Genomic DNA, 19,738 nt, shown 5'->3' on the forward strand with positions numbered 1-19,738 from the left:
TTTCAGATCCGGCAAGTCGCCCCAAGCACCCTGTCCGAAAAACAGGAACGCGCGCGGGAGCGTTGGATCCAAAGCTTATCCTCCGATTGAGTGACCATTCATCCGGTTTGTGTTAATACTAAAGTATTAATTTGGAGGCGAAAATGATTGAACTTATTTTTATGACTTGCCTTGTTTCCGACCCGTCGAAATGCCGCGAACAAGAATTGATCTACTACGACATATCCATGATGACCTGCATGATGAAAGCTCAGCCGATGCTCGCACACTGGGCGACGGCCAATCCGGGCTGGCGGATCGACTCATGGCGTTGCGGCATGGTCAGGTCGGCCGACTCCGAAGCATAGGCGCAGTAACCGGCGGACGGTGCGCCCTTACTGAACCTCGCCCTCGCCAAGCGCACCGGCGAGGTTCTCGACCATCTCGGCCAGGGCCATGCGCCCGGAATTGACCAGATCGACATATCCCGCCAGCGGCCCGGTCAGCGCGGGCACAGACTCGGCCAGCCGCGGCGCAAAGGCGTAAAGCAAAAGCGCAAGGACCGAGGCCACGATCGCGATCCGAAATCCCCGCCGGAATCCGGTCTTCTCGGGCGGCTCAATCTGGGCATCCGCGTCCTGCGCGGCGGCGCGGCTCTTCTCCGCCTCCACCCGCTCGGGACCGAGGGAAGAATTGATCTCTTCGATATCCGGCAGCAGGTTGCGGCGCGACGCCGGATCGATATCGTCGTCCTCTGCATCGGGGTCGGTATCGGGCAGACCGCGCAGCCGCGCCATACGCGCGCGCGCTTCCTGATTGCGGCGCTCGGCCTCGCTCTCGCCCGCGTCGATCCCCAGTTCCTGCTGGGTTTCCACGCCGCCGCGCATCTCCGACTGACGCGCCTGTTCCTCGCGCTCGGCCTCTTCGCGCAGCAGATCACGGATCGACGGATCAAGCTCGCGCCGCGCGGGCGCAGCGCTCTCTGCGGTGTCGTCCATGGCAAAGACGTCTTCGTCGTCATAGGGACCGTCATCGGGCGCCTGCATGGCCCAGACCGCATCTTCTTCCGGATCCCGCTCCAATTCCGGTTCGGGGTCAGGTTCGGCGGCGCGTTCGGGTTCCGGCTCTGATGCGGGTTCCGGCTCCGGGGCGGGGTCTGGTTCTTCGGTTGCCGCCTCGGTCCAGTCAGGCGCGGTATCCTGCGCCATTTCCTCGGGGTCCGGCGGGTAATCGGGGTGATACTGAAACCACGTATCCCCGCAATCCGAGCATTGCACGTCACGCCCGCTTTCGGGGATCACTTCGTCGGGCACCTCGTATTGTGCACCGCAGTTGGGGCAAATCAGCCGCATATCGCCACCCGTCGCCTGTTGCCGTTGTCCGGCCTGCCATTGCTTCTTCGTTTCCACGAACCATAAGCGCAAAAGTGTTAACGGAAAAGGGTCAATGGCTGTGGCCTTCCGGTCATTGCACATGTGTGTCCTCTGGGGCATGTAAAGGCAAATCGGCATCGGGGGTCTTTGTGTGATCGAGCTTGAAAACGTCGCCTATAGCTATGGCGGAGGAGAGCTGTTGAGTGACATCTCGCTCACGCTGCAGGCGGGGTCGTTCCATTTCCTCACCGGGCCGTCCGGCGCTGGCAAGACCACCCTGCTCAAGCTCTGCTATGGCGCGCTCGTGCCCACGGCGGGGCACGTAACGCTTTTTGGTGCGGACCGGCGCGAGATGGACCGCGACGACATCGCCATGGCCCGCCGCCGTATCGGTGTGGTGCACCAGGATTGCCAGTTCCTCGATCACCTCTCGGTCAACGACAACATCGCGCTCCCGCTCATCGTGTCGGGCCGCGACCTTCTCGCGGAATCCGCCAACCTGAACGAGCTGATGACCTGGGTGGGTCTCAAGGAACGCGCCACGGCCATGCCGCCGGAACTGTCGGGCGGCGAGCGTCAGCGCGCCGCGCTGGCGCGCGCGATCATTATGTCGCCCGACGCCATTTTGGCGGACGAGCCCACCGGCAATGTCGACTGGGAGATGTCGCAGCGCCTGCTGCGCCTGCTCATCGAACTCAATCGCATGGGCAAGACGATCATGGTCGCCACCCACGATCTCGCACTTATCCGCGCCGCCAAAAGTCACGTGCAGGCGCGGGTACTGCGGATCTCCAACCGGCGGCTGCAACTGGCGGGGGCAGACCTGTGACCCGCGCGCCGGCCCGTATCGTGGAATTCATCATGGGCGACGCGCAGGCCGACCGCTGTGTGCCGCCCACCGGCTTCACCGCCTCACTGACGCTCTTCAGCGCGGCGGCCATGGCCTTTCTCGCGGTCTTCGCGCTGGCGCTGTCGCTTGCCACCGGGCGGCTTGCGGATCGCTGGGGGTCCGAACTGGCGCGCAGCTCCACCATCCGCATTTCCGCGCCCGAGGGTCAGCTCGCCGCCCAGACCGAGGCCGCGCTCCGCGTGCTCGAGACGACCAGCGGCGTCGCCTCGGCCCGCGCGCTTGGCCACGACGAACAGCGCGACCTGCTCGAGCCATGGTTCGGCCCCGACCTGCCGCTCGACACTCTGCCCATTCCCCAGCTGATCGAGGTGGTCGAGGCCGAGGACGGCTTTGATCCCGATGGTCTGCGCCTGCGGCTTGCCGCCGAGGTGCCGGGCGCCGTGCTCGACGATCACACCCGCTGGCGCCGTCCGCTGGTCGAGGCCGCCACCCGCCTGCGCACGCTGGGACTGTTCTCGATCCTCATCATCGGCGGCGCGACGGCGGCGATGATCACGCTGGCGGCCAATGCCGCCCTTGCCGCGAATGCACAGGTGATTTCGGTCCTGCGTCTCGTCGGTGCGCGCGACCGGTATATCGCGCAGGCCTTCGTGCGCCGCTTCACCCTGCGCGCGCTGATCGGCGCGGGCGTCGGCGTGGTGATCGCCGCCGTGGCGATCCTGCTTTTGCCCGCCGCGCAGGACGCGGGCGGGTTTCTCACGGGGCTCGGGTTTCAGGGGCTGCAATGGCTCTGGCTATTCGTGATCCCGCCGCTCGCCGCCGCCGTCGCCTTCGCCGCGACACAGGCGGCTGCGGTCAAGACGCTGAAGGATATGCCATGAAAGACGCCCTCCAATGGCTCCGCTCTCTGGTCTTCGTCGGCCAAATCTACCTGATGATGGCCCTCATGGGGCTGGTCTTCTTCCCCTGGGCCCTGGTCAGCCGCAAGGGCGCGCTCACCGCCTGCAAGACGTGGTGCGCCTGGGTCCGCTGGACGGCCTCTTGGATGGTCGGCCTCAAGACCGAAGTGCGCGGCACGCCGCCCAAAGACGAGGTGCTGGTCGTGGCCAAGCACCAGTCCTTCCTCGACATCATCCTCATCTTCTCGTCCGTGCCCGCGGGCAAATTCATCATGAAACGCGAACTGATGTACGCGCCGGTGATCGGGCAATACGCGCTCAAGATCGGCTGCGTGCCGGTGGATCGCGGCAAGCGCAGCGCGGCGATCAAGCAAATGGCCGAGGACGTCGCCAAGGGCCGGCAACGGCCCGGACAGCTGATAATCTACCCGCAGGGCACGCGCATCGCCCCGGGCGTAAAAGCGCCCTACAAGATCGGGTCCGGCGTGCTTTACGCGGAATTCGGGCACGATTGCGTGCCGGTCGCCACCAATGTCGGCGTCTTCTGGCCGCGCAAGGGCATCCTGCGCAAGCCGGGTGTCGCGGTGGTGGAATTCCTGCCGCGCATCAAGGCCGGGATGGACCGAGAGGTGTTCATGGCGCGGCTCGAGGACGAGATCGAGACCGCGTCAAATAACCTGATGAGAGAAGCGGGGTTCGATCCGGATGGAGTTCATTGACACGACAGAGGCCCTCGAGGCGCTTTACGACACGCCCGGCGCGCCGAGCCTGCGCAAGGTCGCGACGGCCCTGACCCCGCTCTACCGCCGCTGGATCATGACCTCGCGCTACTGCGTTCTAAGCACGGTGGGGCAGGCCGGCACCGACGGCAGCCCGCGGGGCGACGATGGCCCGGTGGTGGAAGAACTCGACGCGCGCACGCTGGCGATGCCCGACTGGCGCGGCAACAACCGGCTCGACAGCTTGCGCAACATCGTCGAGGACGGGCGCGTGTCGCTGATGTTCCTTGTGCCGGGCTCCAACACGGTGGTGCGCGTGAATGGCACCGCGCGGGTGACGGCGGACGCGGAGCTGTGCGCGCGGTTCGAGCGCAAGGGCCGTCAGCCCGCCACGGTGATCGTGATCACCATCGCCGAAATCTACGCCCAATGCGCCCGCGCCACGATCCGCTCCGGGCTCTGGTCCCGCGACGACAGCGCAGACCTGCCGAGCATGGGCGAGATCCTCGCGGAGGTGTCAGCGGGCGAAGAGGGCGGCGCGGACTACGACGCCGCCTGGGGCGCGCGGGCAGCCAAGACGATGTGGTAGCTGGTGCGGCAGGCGCGAGCCCAAGACACAGCGCAGCGCGCAGACTGCCATGGACCCGTTACGGCAAATGACAGGAATGAGCCCTTTTCAGACCTTGGCGTCAGGCGCAGCATTCGTCGCGATGGGCGGATTCCGGACCTTCTCTGCGGGCGCGAATTAACCTTGCCACGGTACCCGGAGCGGACATTCAGATGAAGCTGAACCGAGGCTTGCTTCGCCAACGCCGCATGGCAGCTCCGAGCCTGAAGCAAATCCAGTTTTTTCTTCAGAAACGTGGTGCCAGGGTCTGGTTTTTGTGACATCGTCAAAGAATTCGGAAGATCGGAAAGGACTGCAGAAGATGACCCAGGCGTTGAATTTCGTGGCGGGTGCGGGAGCTCTCGTCCTGCTCACTGGCTGCATCGAGGACACAGGCGGAAGCGCCAGCCAGCTGCCACTTGCACCAGGGAGCCCGCCCTTCATTACGACCATGGGTCCGGACGTCACCCAAGCTGCTATCGACTCGTGCCGCGCTGCCCTCGATGCTGCGACCAATGGGAACGTCATCGTGGTTGGGGGCGAAACCTCGCGAGCTGCGACTGCCATTTACATGCGTGTTGGCGCAAACGGTGCGCCATGGCGCTGCCTTGTCTCGCCCACCGGCAGGAAACCGTCGCTGATGTCCATGGGCGATGAGGGGGCGGCCTAGGCAAAAGCCTGTGCGCTCATTGATTTTCTGGGGAGGTAATCGTGCAAAATTTGGTATCCTTGCAGCAGATGTTTCTGGCTTCATTGGCGACGGTTCTGGCAACGGCTGCGTCCGGCAACGATGCGATTGAAGACACGCTCGGTGGCCCCGTCACGACCTGCACTGGTGCGATCGCATGGACCGACAACGACGACAAGCGCGTCGAGCCGATGCGCTTCGCAGTGCGGGATGCCGAAGACTCAGCCGAGATTGCTTTGTTTCTGAATGCGGCGGACTTTGTCCCGGACGATGTTTGGACTTGCCAGGATGGTCTGTGTGCGTCGAGCGCCGTCACGTCCGGCGGCGCAACGATGAACGTCGTCCAACTACACCACCACCTCGACCTGCCGGATGGTGAGGTCATCTATCGTATGGATGCCGTCTTCATGATCGTCGGCGCCGGTGAAAGCCCTATGCAAACCCAAGGCGCGAACGGGCAAGGCGCTTTCTTCTGTGAAAGACCACTTCCGCCCGGGTTGGTAGTTGCCGCACGCCAGTGATTTGCGATGGCATCGAAAAAACGTCGCCGATTTGAGCGCCATCACCTGCGTTTGTTTCGTCCAAGTGTCAGGATCAAGTTTCGAGCCGAGACGTAGATAGGGCGAAACCTCAAAAGGAGACTTGGTTTCATGCGTACCCTCATCTTGGCAGTGCTTTGGGCGGTGCTTTCCGTCCCGGCCTACGATGCCGCCGTCGCGCAAGACGCGGGTTCAGAATGCCCGATCGAGATCTCGTCATCGGAGACGCTCGGCGAGACGGCGCTCTGCGGCCAGATCATGGTTCCGCAGGATTGGTCCGACCCGAAAGGCACTATGTTCCGATCTCGTATGTCATTCTCAAGAGCACGAGCCTCGCGCCTCTGCCCGACCCGGTAGTCTATTTCCAGGGCGGACCCGGAGGGTCCGCGCTCAACTCCTTTGCCCAGATCAGTGGTGGTACAGCGGCCCTGCGCGCCAGCCGTGACGTGATCTTTTTCGATCAACGCGGAACCGCCCACAGCAACGAACTCTACTGCCCGCCCGATATCATGGCGGTCAATCCGGAGACGTATGACGAAGACATCCCCGCTGCAGATGCTCGGACAGATGCGCTCGGCGTCGACGCATACAGCGATCCGGACGCTGTTCTTGGTGTCATCTCAAGCTACTGGGATCTGATCGACCGCAGCCGCTGTTTACCACTCTTCGCCGAAAGGGGCATCGAACTCGAGCACTACAAAACGGCGAGCACTGTTCGGGATACGATCGCCCTGATGGAGCAGTTCGGCTACCCAAGCTACAATTTATACGGAGGCTCCTATGGCACGACTGTCGTGCTCGAGATCCTTGATCACTACGAGAGGGCCAACGACCCCGATCTACCCTCCATTCGTACCGCTGTATTGGATAGCGTGGCTCCGCGGGACACTGAGTTTTACGAACTCGCTTTCGATGTAGCACTGGCCGCACTGCGTGTCTTCGATACGTGTGAACAGGATCCGGCGTGTGCTGCCTCTTACCCAAATAGCCGTGCGACTGCAGTACGCCTGCTCGCTTCGCTACAAGAACAACCGATTTCTCGCGATGGCGAGGAACCGATTACGGTAGAAGAAGTGGCAGAGGTCATGCGGTCTGCCGTGACCAACCAGACTGGCCTTCTTCCCTACATTCCGAGGCTCGTAGCTGAATTGGAGCGCGGTGAGACAGCGGTATTCGATTTGGCAGGATCTGTATCGCGATATGAGGTGACCCTTCCAGATGCCGCACAGACTGCGGTGACATCGGATCCTGCCTCAGCCATGGCTGCCGCGAAGACGGAACTTGAGGCCTTCTCCGCGCAGCTCGACGAGATTAAGGAAAGCTACAGCCAGGTCCTTTTCTTGAACGCACTCATGAGAGAAGCGGCGCTCGAGGCTGAAGACCGTGCCGACCTGATCGTGGGGCTCTTCGATGGCATGGTCAGCATCGGAGGCTCGGCCGGCACGATCTTCGTCACTAAGCTGAAGCCCTACATCCTCCATCGCGAGCAGCGCACGAGGGCTGGATTGGAAACCCTGATCCGACAGGCTGTCGTATTTCCCGGTCTTCAGTCCGAAATGCTGGAGTTGACTGCCAGATTGGACGACTCCGAGGTTCGCGATGTCTTCGCAGTCCTGACCAGCCCGGCCTTTGAGATGGGCCTCGAAACGCTCGGGTCGATCACCAACAGGACCGTGTTCTGCAACGACCGCGGGCCAAACATCTCGCACGAGGTAGCCTATTCTAGCTACCTTGAGTTTGAAGCACCGCAGCTGATTGGTGTCCGCGCCTATTGGCCAATCAACTACCAAATAAGTTGCGAGCAACTCGGGCTGGGAGCCGAGATCTATGCGCCGCCGCCGCCACCCGTGGTCAGCGATGTACGCACTCTCGTTGTGACGGGGTCGATCGACGTCATGACACCTGCTGTTCACGCCTACCAAGCCGCTGAAACGCTGACAAATGCGACGCTTGTCGAGATCCCAATGGCAAGTCATGTGCCGGGCCTGTTCACCGAATGCGGGCAATCGCTCGTCCACGCCTTCATCCTGTCACCCGATGTCGAACCCAACCTTGCCTGCGTGGAGGCGGCTCGGCCGACCTTCGTGATGCCGGACGACGAGTTGCCGGAATAGGTCCAGAATAAGGAGCACGCCGTTGGACGCCGTAGAGCTTATTGCCATTGTCACCGGGCTACTCGGTCCCGAACCGGCACCCGTATTCGATGTACTGCGTAACGGTGGTCCAAATGCTGCCTATCCGGTCACGGTAGAACCGTGCGAGGCCGAGACACTGGGACTGGAGATCGAAGGGCAGACCGTCATCTGTGGAACGGTCGAGGTGCCCGAGAACCATGACGCGCCGAACGCTGGCAGACTGGCGATCGAGTTCGCCATATTGCGCGCGCAATCCGAGGCACCGTTCGCCGATCCGGTTGCCTATCTGCACGGCGGTCCGGGCGAGGGAACGCTGGGCTCGCTCCCGAGAGTTGCCGGCATGTTCGCAGAACACCGCCGGACGCGCGACATCGTCACCTTCGACCAGCGGTCTGCCGGTCTCACGGCACGCAACCTTCGATGCGTAGACAGCCTGAGCCAGAACGCCGGACTGGTCGGCGCGCTGCCTGAGCCCGACAGCACCGGTCCCGACGAGGCGATTGTCTCGCTTACCGCTTCCTGCGTCGCGGAGATTGAAGATAGGGGCGTTGACTTGTCGCTCTATAATACCGTCATGAACGCCCGCGACGTGCGGGCGGTGGTTCAAGGCCTCGGGTATGACGACTACAATATCTACGGCATTTCCTACGGAACGCGGTTAGCACTCGAGGTGATGCGGACAAACCCCGAGGGAGTGCGCAGCGTCACGCTGGATAGTGTCGCGCCGACCACTGTGCGTCTTTATGATGAGCTTCTAGGGCCGCACCAGGGCATGCTCGACGCGATTGTCAGGCAATGTGCAGACGATCCGGGCTGTGCCGAGGCCTATCCGGATTTTGGCGAGCAGATCAGTCAGGTCGTTACGGATCTGCGCGCCAATCCCATTCCCGGCGGACGGGGAACAGTTGAGGTGACGGCAGATCTCTACATGCCGCTGCTTCAGGGGCGGAACCTTGCCGGGCTATTTGGAGATGTGACCGAGTATCTGCCTCGTATCACCGCGGAGTTGTCCGAGCGCAAGGCGACCGCGCTTGATCGCTATGTCGCGCTGGCGGAAGAGGAGCGCATTTCACCGATGCGGCGCATCTTCAGGGCTAGGGTCGATCTGGAGCCGGACGAGCAAGCTCTGGCCATTGCAGCGTTTCAGGCTGCAGATCTCATGGAAGCGGCAGAGGAGCTTGCGACGACGGCCCTGACGCAACTCGAAAGAGACCTGCGCGCCGAACCGAACATAGCCGCAGAGTTTTCGGCGGGGCTGGAAGCCGCTTACGATGGGATTCCGGACGACGGCGCGCGCACCGCAATGCTCGGCAGCCTGCTTGCCCTGCAGGACGGCCCGCAGACGCGGGAGCGACTCCTGCAGCTAATCACCGATCATGTTTTGCCAGCAACTCAGCCCCGTCTAAGCAACCTTGTGAACGCGATGACCGAAGAAGAACTATCGGAGGCGTATGCGCGCATCATCGAACGCGACGAGGTGCTCGCAGGCGCGTTCCTGACGTATTTCCATCAGATGACCTATGCCTGTCAGGAAGACATCCCTTGGAACAGCAGGGAGGGCGTTGCGGCGTTCCACGAGACCATTCGCTACCCGTTCCTGCTTGAGCCTACGAACCTCAGGGCGATCGAGACGATCTATGCCGCATGCGACGCATTCGACCAGCACTTGCCACGGCCAGACTTCCATGAGCCCGTCACCTCCGACCTGCCGGTGATGGTCCTGTCCGGGCTGGCTGACACCCAGACATCGTGGCGCTGGGGACCGAAGTCGGCGGAGACCTTGCCTAATGCGCAAACCTTTGTCTTTCCCGGAGCGGGCCACGGCGTTTTCCAGTTCTCGGATTGCGCGCGCGACATGACGGTCGCCTTCATCCACGCGCCACACCGTCCGGTGCCCGGTAGATGCATCGCCGGCTTGGAGCCCGATTTTTTCCTGCCAAACGAGCCTTTGAGATGACCGCAAACAGCGGCCTTGTCCGCATCGCAGCTACTTGCCCCCTGATAATGCTGCATGATGCACGAATGGCCGGTTCGGTGAAGCCGCGCTGCGGCCTGGCCGGACTCAGTCAAGGTCGGCTTTGGGCCGGAAGCGCCGGTTGAGCGATGATGCCCGTCCGGCCACTTCGTCCGCAAGGCTTTCATTGCGCTGATTTTTGCGAACGTCCGGTGTCGATAGAAGCGGTTGTTCACGGAGGAAACGTCGATTTCTACGGCTCCGAAGGCTGCTTTCAGCGCCTGTCCGGTCATCTGATGAAAACACTCAGATGACCGCCTTGAGCCCAAAGGCGACTTGGGTGATATGCAAGCATAGGTCATAAATGGGCGGATTGCGGAAGCTCACCGCGTCGCAGCGCGAATTGGGTCATGCGGCGAAAGTGGACCTTCATCACCTGGGGTTTTTGGTTCGTCCTGCTTCGGCACACAGCTTCAGCGAAGCTGACGTCCGCTGCAAGCCGATGATTGTGTGGAACGGAATGTCAAGGCAGACGCTCGGCAATACTATGCAGCTGTTGGCTGTACTTCGAGAGTAATAACTCTCCGTTCTGTTCCAAGCTCACTTCATGACCCAGTATCCACAACAGCAAAGCTAAGAGATGCAATTTGAAAGCACCGACAGCTGTAGCGAGCGCCTTCAAGCTGGAGCAAACGAATATATCTTCGGCAATTGAGCCTCCCCATCTGAATTGGTCCGCCGTTATGTTTAGGAAACGGAGGACAGAGAATGACCGCGCTTTACGGTTTTGAGAATGCAGTCCCTTTCGACAAGGATGCGGCTGGACACGGTCAGTTGACTTCCCCGGACAAACCATGCGTTAACTGAAATACGGCTCGGCGCAGCTGGCGTCACTGGGAGTCTTGAACAGATCCTTCCCGAGGTGACCGAACTGATTTTCGGGCGGCTCCGAGATTGGTCCCGCCCGAAGGGATAAACATGAAATCGAAAGTTATCATTCTGGGCGCCGGCTTCGGCGGACTGGAGTTGGCCACCCTGCTGTCAGAGGCGTTGGGCGAGGATGCCGGCGTTATCGTCATCGACAAGAGTGACAGTTTTGTCTTCGGGTACAATCGGATCGACGTGGTGTTCGGAAAGACCACGCTCGATGAGGTTCGTCTGCCCTATGACAATTTCGACAAGCCCGGCGTCCGTATTTTGAGGGAAACAATTACCGCCATCGATCCAGATACTCGGCGCGTGACCACGCAGAGCGGCGTCTATGAGGCTGATTTTCTCGTGATCGCGTTGGGGGCCGATTATGACCTTGCGGCGACCCCTGGGCTCGCCGAGCATGGCAATGAATTCTATTCCAATGCAGGAGCGACCCGGTTGCGCGATATTTTCCCAAGCTTTTCAGGCGGGTCGATAATCGTCGGTATCTGCGGTTTTCCCTATAAATGCCCGCCTGGGCCCAGCGAATGCGCCCTGACGCTTCACCATTACCTCACCGAGCGTGACATCCGCGACGCGTGCGACATCACGTTCGTCTCGCCGCTGTCCACCCCTATGCCCGCCTCGGCCGAGATGGCGCAGGCGCTGATGGACTCTTTCGAAGACTTCGGTATCCGCCTGTTGCGTCAGCGAACTGTGGTTCGGCTTGACCAGGGATTGGCGACCTTGGACGACGGCACGGAATTGCCGTTTGAGCTATTCCTCGGCGTGCCAAAGCATACCGCACCGCAGGTCGTCATCGATAGCGGCCTGACCGAGAACTCTTGGGTGCCAATCGATCTGGCGACCCTTGAAACCCGTTGCTCCGATGTATTTGCGATCGGTGACATTGCCGCGACAGGACTTCCAAAGTCCGGAACGTTTGCCGAAAGCGCGGCGCTGAGCGTGTCGACTGCTATCCTGGAGAGACTCGAAGGCAGAAAAGCAGAGCGAAATACCGGCACAGGTACCTGTATCGTTGAATATGGCGACGGCCGCGTCAGCTATGCCGAGCTGGACTTTCTGACAGGGGAGTCCCTCAAGGCGATTTATCATCCGCCCTCAATTGCCGGAAAGGCATTCAAGAATGGGTTCGATGACACGCGTCGGGAGCGCTGGTTCAACCTCCAAACTGCCGCAAGATAGATACGACAGTCTTCACTGGCTTCGGAGACTGTCATTTCCATGGTTGACGGAAATGAAACCGACGCGATTGCCTTTCTTCCGGCTTGTCGCCAGATCAGAAATCGGTTTCAAGGCTGCTTTGTCCGCAGAGCGGACCTTTCGACTTCGAGACCGCGCAGAAATGTGGGGCGGGGTGTCCCGCCCCCAAGGATCACGAATGAATCGGCCCATCCCCGCAGGCCAGCGCCGCCTCGCGCACCGCCTCGGAATAGGTCGGATGCGCGTGGCACGTCAGCGCCAGATCCTCCGCCGCCGCGCCGAACTCCATCGCGACACAGATCTCGTGAATAAGATCGCCCGCCATCGGCCCGATGATATGCGCGCCGAGGATCCGGTCGGTTTCCTTGTCCGCGAGGATCTTCACGAAGCCTTCGCCCGCGAAATTCGCCTTCGCGCGCCCGTTGCCCATGAAGGAGAACTTGCCGACCTTGTACGCCCGCCCCTCTTCCTTGAGCATCTCTTCGGTCTTGCCCACGGCGGCGACCTCGGGATGGGTGTAGATCACGCCGGGGATCACATCGTAATTCACATGCCCATGCTTGCCCGCAATCACCTCGGCGCAGGCCATACCCTCGTCCTCGGCCTTGTGCGCCAGCATCGGCCCGGTGACGCAATCGCCGATGGCATAGACACCGTCCACATTGGTCTTCCACTGTGCGTCGGTCTTGACCTGCCCCCGGTCCGTCATCTCGACGCCAAGCGCGTCCAGCCCCAGACCGTCGGTAAAGGGTTTGCGCCCCGTGGCCACCAGCACCACGTCGGCATCGACCGTTTCCTCGCTGTCATCCTTGCGCAGCTTGTAGGTCACCTTGGTCTTGGTCTTGAGCGCCTCGACCTCCTGCACCGCCGCGCCCATGATGAAATTCAGCCCCTGCTTCTTGAGCATTCGCTGGAACGTCTTCTGCACCTCGCCATCCATGCCCGGCAGGATGTGGTCGAGATATTCTACAACAGTCACCTCCGAGCCAAGCCGCGCATAGACCGAGCCAAGCTCCAGCCCGATCACGCCTGCGCCGATCACCACCATCTTTTTCGGAACCTTCGAAAGCTCCAGCGCCCCGGTCGAGGTGACAACGGTTTTTTCATCGATCTCGATTCCGGGCAGGCTCGACGCCTCGGACCCCGTCGCGACGATGATGTTCTTGGCCTCGTGTGTCTCGTCGCCCACCTTCACCTTGCCCGCCTCGGGGATCGAGCCCCAGCCCTTGAGCCAATCGATCTTGTTCTTCTTGAACAGAAACTCGATGCCCTTGGTGTTCTGTCCGATGGTCTCGGACTTGTACTTGAGCATCTGTTTCCAGTCGACCGAGGGGCTTTTGCCCTTGAGCCCCATGGCCGCGAAATTGTGTTCGGCCTCGTGCAGCATGTGACTGGCATGCAAAAGCGCCTTGGAGGGGATGCAGCCCACGTTGAGGCAAGTGCCCCCCAGCGTCTCGCGTCCCTCGACGCAGGCGGTCTTGAGCCCGAGTTGCGCACAGCGGATGGCGGCCACATAGCCGCCGGGGCCGGAGCCGATTACGATCACGTCATAGCTTGCCATGGGTCTCTCCCGGGTCTTTTGAGTTTTGTACAAATTGTAAAACAGGGCCGCGAATTTTGGTGCGTTTTGTACAAAACGCGGCCCGGTCGGGTTTCCTTGGTCATACCAGAGCGGCCCCCAGCATGGCCACCGTTGCGAAAAAACCTGTCGCCCAGATCACCGACCGCCACGGCACCCAGCCAAAGACATAGGCCGGGATATAAAGAACCCGCGCGACCAGATAGATGTAGGCGCATGTAGCTGTGTAAGCGGTAGCTGTACCGCTGACCGTCAGCACCAGACAGGCGATGGCGAAGAGCAGCAGGCCTTCGAAATGATTATCGAGCGCCCGCTTGATGCGCCCGGGTTTCTCAGGCAAATCAGGCATTTGGCCGTCCCGCGGGCTGAGCGCTGCGCGCGTGCCCAAAGCCAGGTTGCCGGCCACGGCGTAAAGGCAAAGCTGAAGCACCTGCAAGAGCGCGGCAAGGGTGAGGGCGGTCAGTTCCGGTGTCATGGCGTCAGACCTTTCGGACATGGGGGCAAGAGCGTGTGGCGGATCATGCGGCGCGCACGGCCTCCGCGATCCGGGCGGCTTTCTCGTCAAACGTCCCCGTCCGCGCCGACGGATGCGGCGCCTGCACATGCGGCACCCCGAAGTGTTTGAGAACACGAGCAGAATCGTGGCCGAGCGCGATGGGTCTGCGCCCTAGACGCTCGTGCTGGCCCACCGCTTCCCAGCTGGCGCGGGCATGGGCCGGCGGAATGGTCGAGGACCGCTGCGGCGTCAGCAGGTGAAAGACCGGCGTGATGTAGAGGTCGCTCCGCGAAAGCCCGAGCAATTTCAAGACCTTGTCGATCACCCGGTTGAACGGGTTTTCTGGCAGATACCCCTGTTTCATCAGCACGTCGCGATGCCTGCGCGCGGAGGGCGCATCCAGCCAGTCCTTTGACACCAGCATCGGCCCCGTCAGACTGCCCGACGTCATCTGGATGGGCGAGACATAATCGCCGTCATAGCCTTCATCTGCCAAGCTTGGATAGCCCGGCAATTGAAACGCACGCCGGGCGGCGATGGCTTGGGCATAACTGGACGCCAGGCTCATATCACGAATCCAAACACAATGGATAGGGTGGGCAGCCTGCCCACCCCGCAAGACCTAGAGGTCCATCAACAGACGGCGCGGATCCTCGAGCGCGTCCTTGACCCGCACGAGGAAGGTCACGGCGCCCTTGCCGTCGACGATCCGGTGGTCGTAGCTGAGGGCGAGATACATCATCGGGCGTGCTTTGATCTCTCCGTTCACCACCATCGGGCGCTGCTGGATCTTGTGCATACCCAGAATACCCGATTGCGGCGGGTTGAGGATCGGCGAGGACATCAGAGAGCCGTAGACACCACCGTTCGAAATGGTGAAGGTCCCGCCCTGCATTTCGGCCATGCTCAGCTTGCCATCGCGGGCGCGGGCGCCCTTCTCGGCAATGGCCTTTTCGATGTCGGCGAAGGACATGGAGTCCGCATCGCGGATCACAGGAACGACCAGACCCGTGGGCGTGCCGGTGGCAATCCCCATGTGGACGAAGTTCTTGTAAACAATGTCAGTTCCGTCGATCTCGGCATTGACCTCGGGCACTTCTTTCAGAGCGTGACAGCAGGCCTTGGTGAAGAAGGACATGAAGCCCAGTTTCACGCCGTGCTTTTTCTGGAACTCGTCCTTGTACTGGTTCCGGAGCGCCATGACCTCCGTCATGTCCACCTCGTTATAGGTGGTCAGCATGGCGGCGGTGTTCTGGCTGTCCTTGAGACGCTTGGCGATGGTCTGCCGCAGGCGGGTCATCTTGACCCGTTCCTCGCGGCTGGCATCCTCGGCGGAGACCGGCGCGCGAGGAGCCTGTGCAGGCGCGGACGAGGCCGCAGGGACCGCGCTTGCCGCCGCCGCGGCCTTTGCCACGTCTTCCTTCATGACCCGGCCATCGCGGCCCGATCCCTGCACTTGGTCGCGGCTGACGCCCTTTTCAGCCATGGCTTTCTTCGCCGATGGTGCGTCTTCCACGTCCCGACCGGCGGCAGGGGTGGTGTACTGCTCGCCTTCCGGTTTCTCTGCAGGCTCTGTCACCTCCGCTTTCTTCGCGGACGCGCCGCCGCCCGAGGACATGAGCGCCAGCTTGCCGCCAGCCTCGACCGTCGAGCCCTCATTGGCGAGGATTTCAGTCAACGTGCCAGAGGCCGGCGCGGGCACTTCGACCGAGACCTTGTCGGTTTCCAGCTCGCACAGCATCTCGTCGGCTTCGACCTTGTCGCCAACCTGTTTGAACCAGGTCGAGACGGTCGCTTCGGACACGGACTCGCCCAGGGTCGGCACCATCACGTCGATCGTGTCGCCGCCCGAGTTACCGCCGCCGCTGTCGTCGTCATCGGCGCTTTCGGACTTGGCCGGCGCGGCCTCTTTTTTCTCACCGCCCGAGCTGGCGCCCGCGCCCTCCTCGATCGTGGCCAGAAGGGCGTCAACACCCACGGTCTCGCCTTCCTTGGCGACGATCTCTCCCAGTTTGCCAGCGGCTGGCGAGGGCACTTCGACGGTCACCTTATCGGTTTCCAGTTCGCACAGCATTTCATCGGCCTCGACCGCATCGCCGGGCTTCTTGAACCAGGTGGCGACCGTGGCCTCGGAGACCGACTCGCCCAATGTGGGAACGCGTACTTCAGTGGTCATGGGTTACTTCCCTTCAATCGTCAGCGCCTCGTCGACGAGCGCTTCTTGCTGTTTCTTGTGCTGGCTTGCGAGCCCCGTCGCCGGAGAGGCGGAGGCGGCGCGACCAGCGTAGATGGGCCGCGTGTGCTTGGCCTTGATGCGCTGCAGCACCCATTCGATGTTCGGCTCGATAAAGGACCAAGCGCCCTGGTTCTTGGGCTCTTCCTGGCACCATACCATTTCGGCTTTCTTGAAGCGCTCAAGCTCCTTGACCATGGAAATGGCGGGGAAAGGGTAGAACTGCTCGAGCCGTAGAAGATACACATCGTCCAGCCCGCGTTTGTCGCGTTCTTCCAGCAGATCATAATAAACCTTGCCCGAACACATCACGACGCGCTTGATCTTGTCGTCTGATTTCAGCTTCAGGTCCGAATTGCCTTGCTGCGCATCGTCCCAAAGCACCCTGTGAAAACTCGATCCGGTGGTGAATTCCTCGGCCTTGGAGATACACAGCCGGTGACGCAGAAGCGACTTCGGGGTCATCAGTATCAGTGGTTTACGGAAGGTGCGGTGCAACTGCCGGCGCAGGATGTGGAAATAGTTGGCCGGGGTCGAGCAATTGGCCACGATCCAGTTGTCCTGTCCGCACATGGTCAGGAACCGCTCCAGGCGTGCCGAGCTGTGTTCTGGGCCTTGTCCTTCGTAGCCATGGGGCAGAAGGCAGACGAGGCCCGACATACGCAGCCATTTGCTTTCACCCGAGGAGATGAACTGGTCGAACATGATCTGCGCACCGTTGGCAAAGTCGCCGAACTGCGCCTCCCACATCACAAGGGCATTCGGCTCGGCCAACGTGTAGCCGTATTCGAAACCCAGCACCGCATACTCAGAGAGCATCGAGTCGATGACCTCATAACGGGCCTGCCCCTTGCGGATGTTGTTGAGCGGGTAATAGCGCTCTTCAGTGTCCTGGTTGACCAGGCCGGAATGGCGCTGCGAAAAGGTGCCGCGTGTGCTGTCCTGACCGGCAAGACGCACCGGGTAGCCCTCTGTCAAGAGCGAGCCAAAGGCGATCGCCTCTGCGGTGGCCCAGTCAAAGCCTTCTCCACTGTCGAACATCTTGGCCTTGGTTTCGAGAAGACGCTGTACCGTCTTGTGGAGCGGGAAACCATCGGGCGCGGTGGTCAGGGCCGTGCCGATTTCGGCAAGGGTTTCGGGCTTGATCGCCGTCTCACCCCGCTGATAGTCCTCTTGCTCCTTGTCCAGGTGTGACCACTTGCCGTCCAGCCAATCCGCCTTGTTCGGGCGGTATTCCTTGCCCGCCTCGAACTCATCGGCCAGATGCGACTGGAACGCCGCCTTCATGTCGTCGACCTCACCCTCGGGGATGAGGCCGTCCTTGACCAGCCGTTCGGTGTAAAGGGCCAGCGTCGTCTTCTGCGACTTGATCTTCTTGTACATGATGGGGTTGGTGAACATTGGTTCATCCCCCTCGTTATGGCCAAAGCGGCGATAACAGATGATGTCGATCACAACATCCTTGTGGAACTTCTGCCGGAACTCTGTGGCGACCTTGGCGGCATGCACCACCGCCTCAGGGTCATCGCCGTTCACGTGGAAAATCGGCGCCTCGACCATCAGCGCGATGTCGGTGGGATATGGCGATGAACGAGAGAAATGCGGCGCCGTGGTAAAGCCGATCTGGTTGTTCACGACCAGATGCATCGTCCCACCGGTCTTGTGTCCCTTCAGACCCGAAAGGCCAAAGCATTCCGCCACGACACCCTGACCGGCGAAGGCGGCGTCGCCATGCAGCAGGATGGGTAGAACGGCGGTTCGATCCTCGTCGGTCAGCTGGTCCTGCTTGGCGCGGCTTTTCCCGAGAACGACCGGGTTGACGGCCTCGAGATGGCTGGGGTTGGCCGTCAGGCTGAGGTGCACGTTGTTGCCATCGAATTCGCGATCATGGCTGGCGCCCAGGTGGTATTTGACGTCCCCTGACCCGTCCACATCTTCGGGTTTGAAGCTGCCGCCCTGAAATTCATTGAAGATGGCGCGATAGGGTTTTCCCATCACATTGGCCAGTACCGACAGACGGCCGCGGTGCGGCATGCCGATGACGATGTCCTTCACGCCAAGCTGCCCGCCGCGCTTGATGATCTGCTCCATCGCCGGAATGAGGCTTTCGCCCCCATCAAGCCCGAACCGTTTGGTGCCCATGTATTTGACGTGCAGGTACTTCTCGAAGCCCTCGGCCTCGACCAGCTTGTTCAGGATTGCCTTACGGCCTTCGCGGGTAAAGCGGATCTCGTTGTCGTATCCTTCGATTCGCTCTTTCAGCCAGGCGGATTGTTCGGGGTCAGAGATGTGCATGTACTGAAGTGCGAAAGTGCCACAATAGGTCCGGCGTACGATCTGCAGGATCTCGCGGATCGAGGCGACCTGCAGCCCGAGCACGTTGTCGATGAAAATGGGCCGGTCCATGTCGGCTTCGGTGAAACCGTAGGATTTCGGGTCAAGCTCCGGCCGGTCGGGATGTTCGCGAAGGCCGAGCGGGTCCAGATCGGCGGCAAGGTGGCCACGGATTCGATAAGCCCGGATCAGCATTAGCGCGCGCACCGAGTCCAGAACGGCGCGCTTGATGGCGTCTTCGCTGACCTCTACGCCTTTCTCCTGCGCCTTCTTCGCGATCTTTTCTGTCACGGCCTTGGCCTCCGCGGGATAGTCCCCGGTGAGCGCCCCGGTCAGATCGTCGTCGGGCTGTGGCGGCCAGTCGGACCGCGCCCAGGATGGACCCGCGGCCTCCTTCTTGACGTCCGTCTCCCCGTCGCCCAACTCGCGGAAAAACGCCTGCCAAGCTTCATCGACCGCGTTCGGATCATTGGCGTATCGCGCGTAAAGCTGTTCGAGATATTCCGCATTGTGCCCTTGCATGAAGCTGGAGGCATGGAAAAGGTCATTGGGGGATTGGTCAGTCATTGAGGCACCTTTCTATTGGGCGCTGGAAACCGGCCCGGGTGGCGGGCCATAGTCATTGGGGCCAGGATCGCTAGGCCTGGTCAACCACCAGATGATCAGAATGTACAGGACAAGCTGTACGATCCAAGCCAGACCGAACATCAGGTAACCCGCACCGGCCAGTCCGCCACGCAAGCCGGGACCAGTGACGCCGGAATTGTGCATCATGCCAAACCCCATGACACCGCCCATCATCAGGAGCATGGTGCCAAGCGCTACAGCAAGCGGCAGAAGTAATAGCCAGCCGGGGCGACCCGTATCGTGCATTCGCCGCCACCCGGCTGCGAACAGCGGCAGCAACGTGGCAAGCTGGAAAAGCGGTTGGAAGATCCGTGTGGCCTGATGGCCGGGCGCACGAGACGGGCCGAAAAACAGCAAGTCTAATAGGCCCGTCGCGAGAGCGCCAAGAAAAATGAACAACACAAACCACCAGTATTCCGACCGAGAAGCGCGTCCCGAAAAGGTGACGTATTTCACGAAGCAGGTCTTGATGGCGTCAGTGAATGACATCTTCGGCTTGATTTCTTCTTACCCGATTGCTTTGAGGACGGCTTCTCCGAGGCCTGCGGGGCTTTCGGCGACTGTGATGCCTGCGGATTTCATGGCTTCGA

Annotated in this window: 18 protein-coding genes; 11 read left to right on the forward strand and 7 right to left on the reverse strand. The window is 61.3% G+C overall.

What is annotated here, in order from left to right:
• Positions 1–143 precede the first annotated feature (143 nt).
• A complete protein-coding gene (locus EZV60_RS16000) occupies positions 144–347 on the forward strand; it encodes a hypothetical protein (protein ID WP_135506613.1) in 204 nt (67 codons plus the stop codon).
• A 27-nt stretch (positions 348–374) separates the two neighbouring features.
• Here EZV60_RS16000 and EZV60_RS16005 read toward each other — a convergent pair whose 3' ends face one another.
• Entirely contained in the window at positions 375–1,331 is a 957-nt protein-coding gene (locus EZV60_RS16005; protein ID WP_135506614.1) for a zinc-ribbon domain-containing protein, read from the reverse strand.
• 172 nt (positions 1,332–1,503) lie between these two features.
• On the opposite strand from EZV60_RS16005, the gene EZV60_RS16010 reads away from it, so the two are divergent.
• From EZV60_RS16010 to EZV60_RS16050, 9 genes are all read left to right on the forward strand, one after another.
• A complete protein-coding gene (locus EZV60_RS16010; protein WP_135506615.1) occupies positions 1,504–2,181 on the forward strand; it encodes a cell division ATP-binding protein FtsE in 678 nt (225 codons plus the stop codon).
• Positions 2,182–2,213: 32 nt separating this feature from the next.
• A complete protein-coding gene (locus EZV60_RS16015; RefSeq protein WP_135506636.1) occupies positions 2,214–3,083 on the forward strand; it encodes a cell division protein FtsX in 870 nt (289 codons plus the stop codon).
• Positions 3,080–3,820 (forward strand): lysophospholipid acyltransferase family protein, encoded by a 741-nt coding sequence (locus EZV60_RS16020; protein ID WP_135506616.1) that lies wholly within the window; start codon positions 3,080–3,082, stop codon positions 3,818–3,820. Before EZV60_RS16015 ends, EZV60_RS16020 begins: the two co-directional genes overlap by 4 nt.
• Positions 3,807–4,409, forward strand: a complete 603-nt coding sequence (locus tag EZV60_RS16025; protein ID WP_135506617.1) for a pyridoxamine 5'-phosphate oxidase family protein — start codon at positions 3,807–3,809, stop codon at positions 4,407–4,409. The genes EZV60_RS16020 and EZV60_RS16025 overlap by 14 nt, the downstream gene beginning before the upstream one ends.
• A 295-nt stretch (positions 4,410–4,704) precedes the next feature.
• Positions 4,705–5,097 carry a hypothetical protein gene (locus tag EZV60_RS16030; RefSeq protein WP_245306329.1) on the forward strand — a complete coding sequence of 131 codons (393 nt, stop codon included), beginning with the start codon at positions 4,705–4,707 and terminating at the stop codon, positions 5,095–5,097.
• 41 nt (positions 5,098–5,138) lie between these two features.
• A complete protein-coding gene (locus EZV60_RS16035; RefSeq protein ID WP_135506618.1) occupies positions 5,139–5,636 on the forward strand; it encodes a hypothetical protein in 498 nt (165 codons plus the stop codon).
• 215 nt (positions 5,637–5,851) lie between these two features.
• The gene (locus EZV60_RS16040) at positions 5,852–7,768 is read left to right on the forward strand and encodes an alpha/beta fold hydrolase (RefSeq protein ID WP_135506619.1); all 1,917 of its coding nucleotides are present in this window, start codon (positions 5,852–5,854) and stop codon (positions 7,766–7,768) included.
• 22 nt (positions 7,769–7,790) lie between these two features.
• Positions 7,791–9,746, forward strand: a complete 1,956-nt coding sequence (locus EZV60_RS16045) for an alpha/beta hydrolase (protein ID WP_135506620.1) — start codon at positions 7,791–7,793, stop codon at positions 9,744–9,746.
• A gap of 975 nt (positions 9,747–10,721) precedes the next feature.
• On the forward strand, positions 10,722–11,861 hold the full coding sequence (locus EZV60_RS16050) for an NAD(P)/FAD-dependent oxidoreductase (protein ID WP_135506621.1): 1,140 nt from the start codon (positions 10,722–10,724) through the stop codon (positions 11,859–11,861).
• A gap of 190 nt (positions 11,862–12,051) precedes the next feature.
• Here the strand turns inward: EZV60_RS16050 and lpdA are convergent, their stop codons facing one another.
• The 6 genes from lpdA to EZV60_RS16080 all read right to left on the reverse strand — a co-directional run bounded on the left by lpdA (position 12,052) and on the right by EZV60_RS16080 (position 19,637).
• Positions 12,052–13,440 (reverse strand): dihydrolipoyl dehydrogenase, encoded by a 1,389-nt coding sequence (gene lpdA, locus EZV60_RS16055; protein ID WP_135506622.1) that lies wholly within the window; start codon positions 13,438–13,440, stop codon positions 12,052–12,054.
• 100 nt (positions 13,441–13,540) lie between these two features.
• Positions 13,541–13,933: an MAPEG family protein gene (locus tag EZV60_RS16060; RefSeq protein WP_135506623.1), complete on the reverse strand. Its 393-nt coding sequence runs from the start codon at positions 13,931–13,933 to the stop codon at positions 13,541–13,543.
• A 43-nt stretch (positions 13,934–13,976) separates the two neighbouring features.
• Positions 13,977–14,522, reverse strand: a complete 546-nt coding sequence (locus tag EZV60_RS16065) for a hypothetical protein (RefSeq protein ID WP_135506624.1) — start codon at positions 14,520–14,522, stop codon at positions 13,977–13,979.
• 54 nt (positions 14,523–14,576) lie between these two features.
• Positions 14,577–16,130 (reverse strand): 2-oxoglutarate dehydrogenase complex dihydrolipoyllysine-residue succinyltransferase, encoded by a 1,554-nt coding sequence (gene odhB, locus EZV60_RS16070; protein WP_135506625.1) that lies wholly within the window; start codon positions 16,128–16,130, stop codon positions 14,577–14,579.
• Positions 16,131–16,133: 3 nt separating this feature from the next.
• On the reverse strand, positions 16,134–19,088 hold the full coding sequence (locus tag EZV60_RS16075) for a 2-oxoglutarate dehydrogenase E1 component (RefSeq protein WP_135506626.1): 2,955 nt from the start codon (positions 19,086–19,088) through the stop codon (positions 16,134–16,136).
• 12 nt (positions 19,089–19,100) lie between these two features.
• Positions 19,101–19,637, reverse strand: a complete 537-nt coding sequence (locus EZV60_RS16080; protein ID WP_135506627.1) for a DUF805 domain-containing protein — start codon at positions 19,635–19,637, stop codon at positions 19,101–19,103.
• Between EZV60_RS16080 and EZV60_RS19255 the strand changes: the two genes are divergently transcribed.
• Positions 19,540–19,738: hypothetical protein (locus EZV60_RS19255; RefSeq protein WP_210115115.1), on the forward strand; the 199-nt coding region annotated here is incomplete at its 3' end. The genes EZV60_RS16080 and EZV60_RS19255 overlap by 98 nt on opposite strands.

Origin of the sequence: Roseovarius aestuariivivens (assembly GCF_004761875.1) — a bacterium.
GTDB classification, from domain to species: domain Bacteria; phylum Pseudomonadota; class Alphaproteobacteria; order Rhodobacterales; family Rhodobacteraceae; genus Roseovarius; species Roseovarius aestuariivivens.

Bases quoted from the DNA above. Each gene is read 5' to 3' on its own strand.
- EZV60_RS16050 (WP_135506621.1), top strand. From the start codon at position 10,722: ATGAAATCGAAAGTTATCATTCTGGGCGCCGGCTTCGGCGGACTGGAG.
- EZV60_RS16065 (WP_135506624.1), bottom strand. From the start codon at position 14,522: ATGAGCCTGGCGTCCAGTTATGCCCAAGCCATCGCCGCCCGGCGTGCG.
- EZV60_RS16075 (WP_135506626.1), bottom strand. From the start codon at position 19,088: ATGACTGACCAATCCCCCAATGACCTTTTCCATGCCTCCAGCTTCATG.
- EZV60_RS16040 (WP_135506619.1), top strand. From the start codon at position 5,852: ATGCCCGATCGAGATCTCGTCATCGGAGACGCTCGGCGAGACGGCGCT.
- EZV60_RS16020 (WP_135506616.1), top strand. From the start codon at position 3,080: ATGAAAGACGCCCTCCAATGGCTCCGCTCTCTGGTCTTCGTCGGCCAA.
- EZV60_RS16000 (WP_135506613.1), top strand. From the start codon at position 144: ATGATTGAACTTATTTTTATGACTTGCCTTGTTTCCGACCCGTCGAAA.
- EZV60_RS16015 (WP_135506636.1), top strand. From the start codon at position 2,214: ATGGGCGACGCGCAGGCCGACCGCTGTGTGCCGCCCACCGGCTTCACC.
- EZV60_RS16080 (WP_135506627.1), bottom strand. From the start codon at position 19,637: ATGTCATTCACTGACGCCATCAAGACCTGCTTCGTGAAATACGTCACC.
- EZV60_RS16005 (WP_135506614.1), bottom strand. From the start codon at position 1,331: ATGCGGCTGATTTGCCCCAACTGCGGTGCACAATACGAGGTGCCCGAC.
- EZV60_RS16025 (WP_135506617.1), top strand. From the start codon at position 3,807: ATGGAGTTCATTGACACGACAGAGGCCCTCGAGGCGCTTTACGACACG.
- lpdA (WP_135506622.1), bottom strand. From the start codon at position 13,440: ATGGCAAGCTATGACGTGATCGTAATCGGCTCCGGCCCCGGCGGCTAT.
- odhB (WP_135506625.1), bottom strand. From the start codon at position 16,130: ATGACCACTGAAGTACGCGTTCCCACATTGGGCGAGTCGGTCTCCGAG.
- EZV60_RS16060 (WP_135506623.1), bottom strand. From the start codon at position 13,933: ATGACACCGGAACTGACCGCCCTCACCCTTGCCGCGCTCTTGCAGGTG.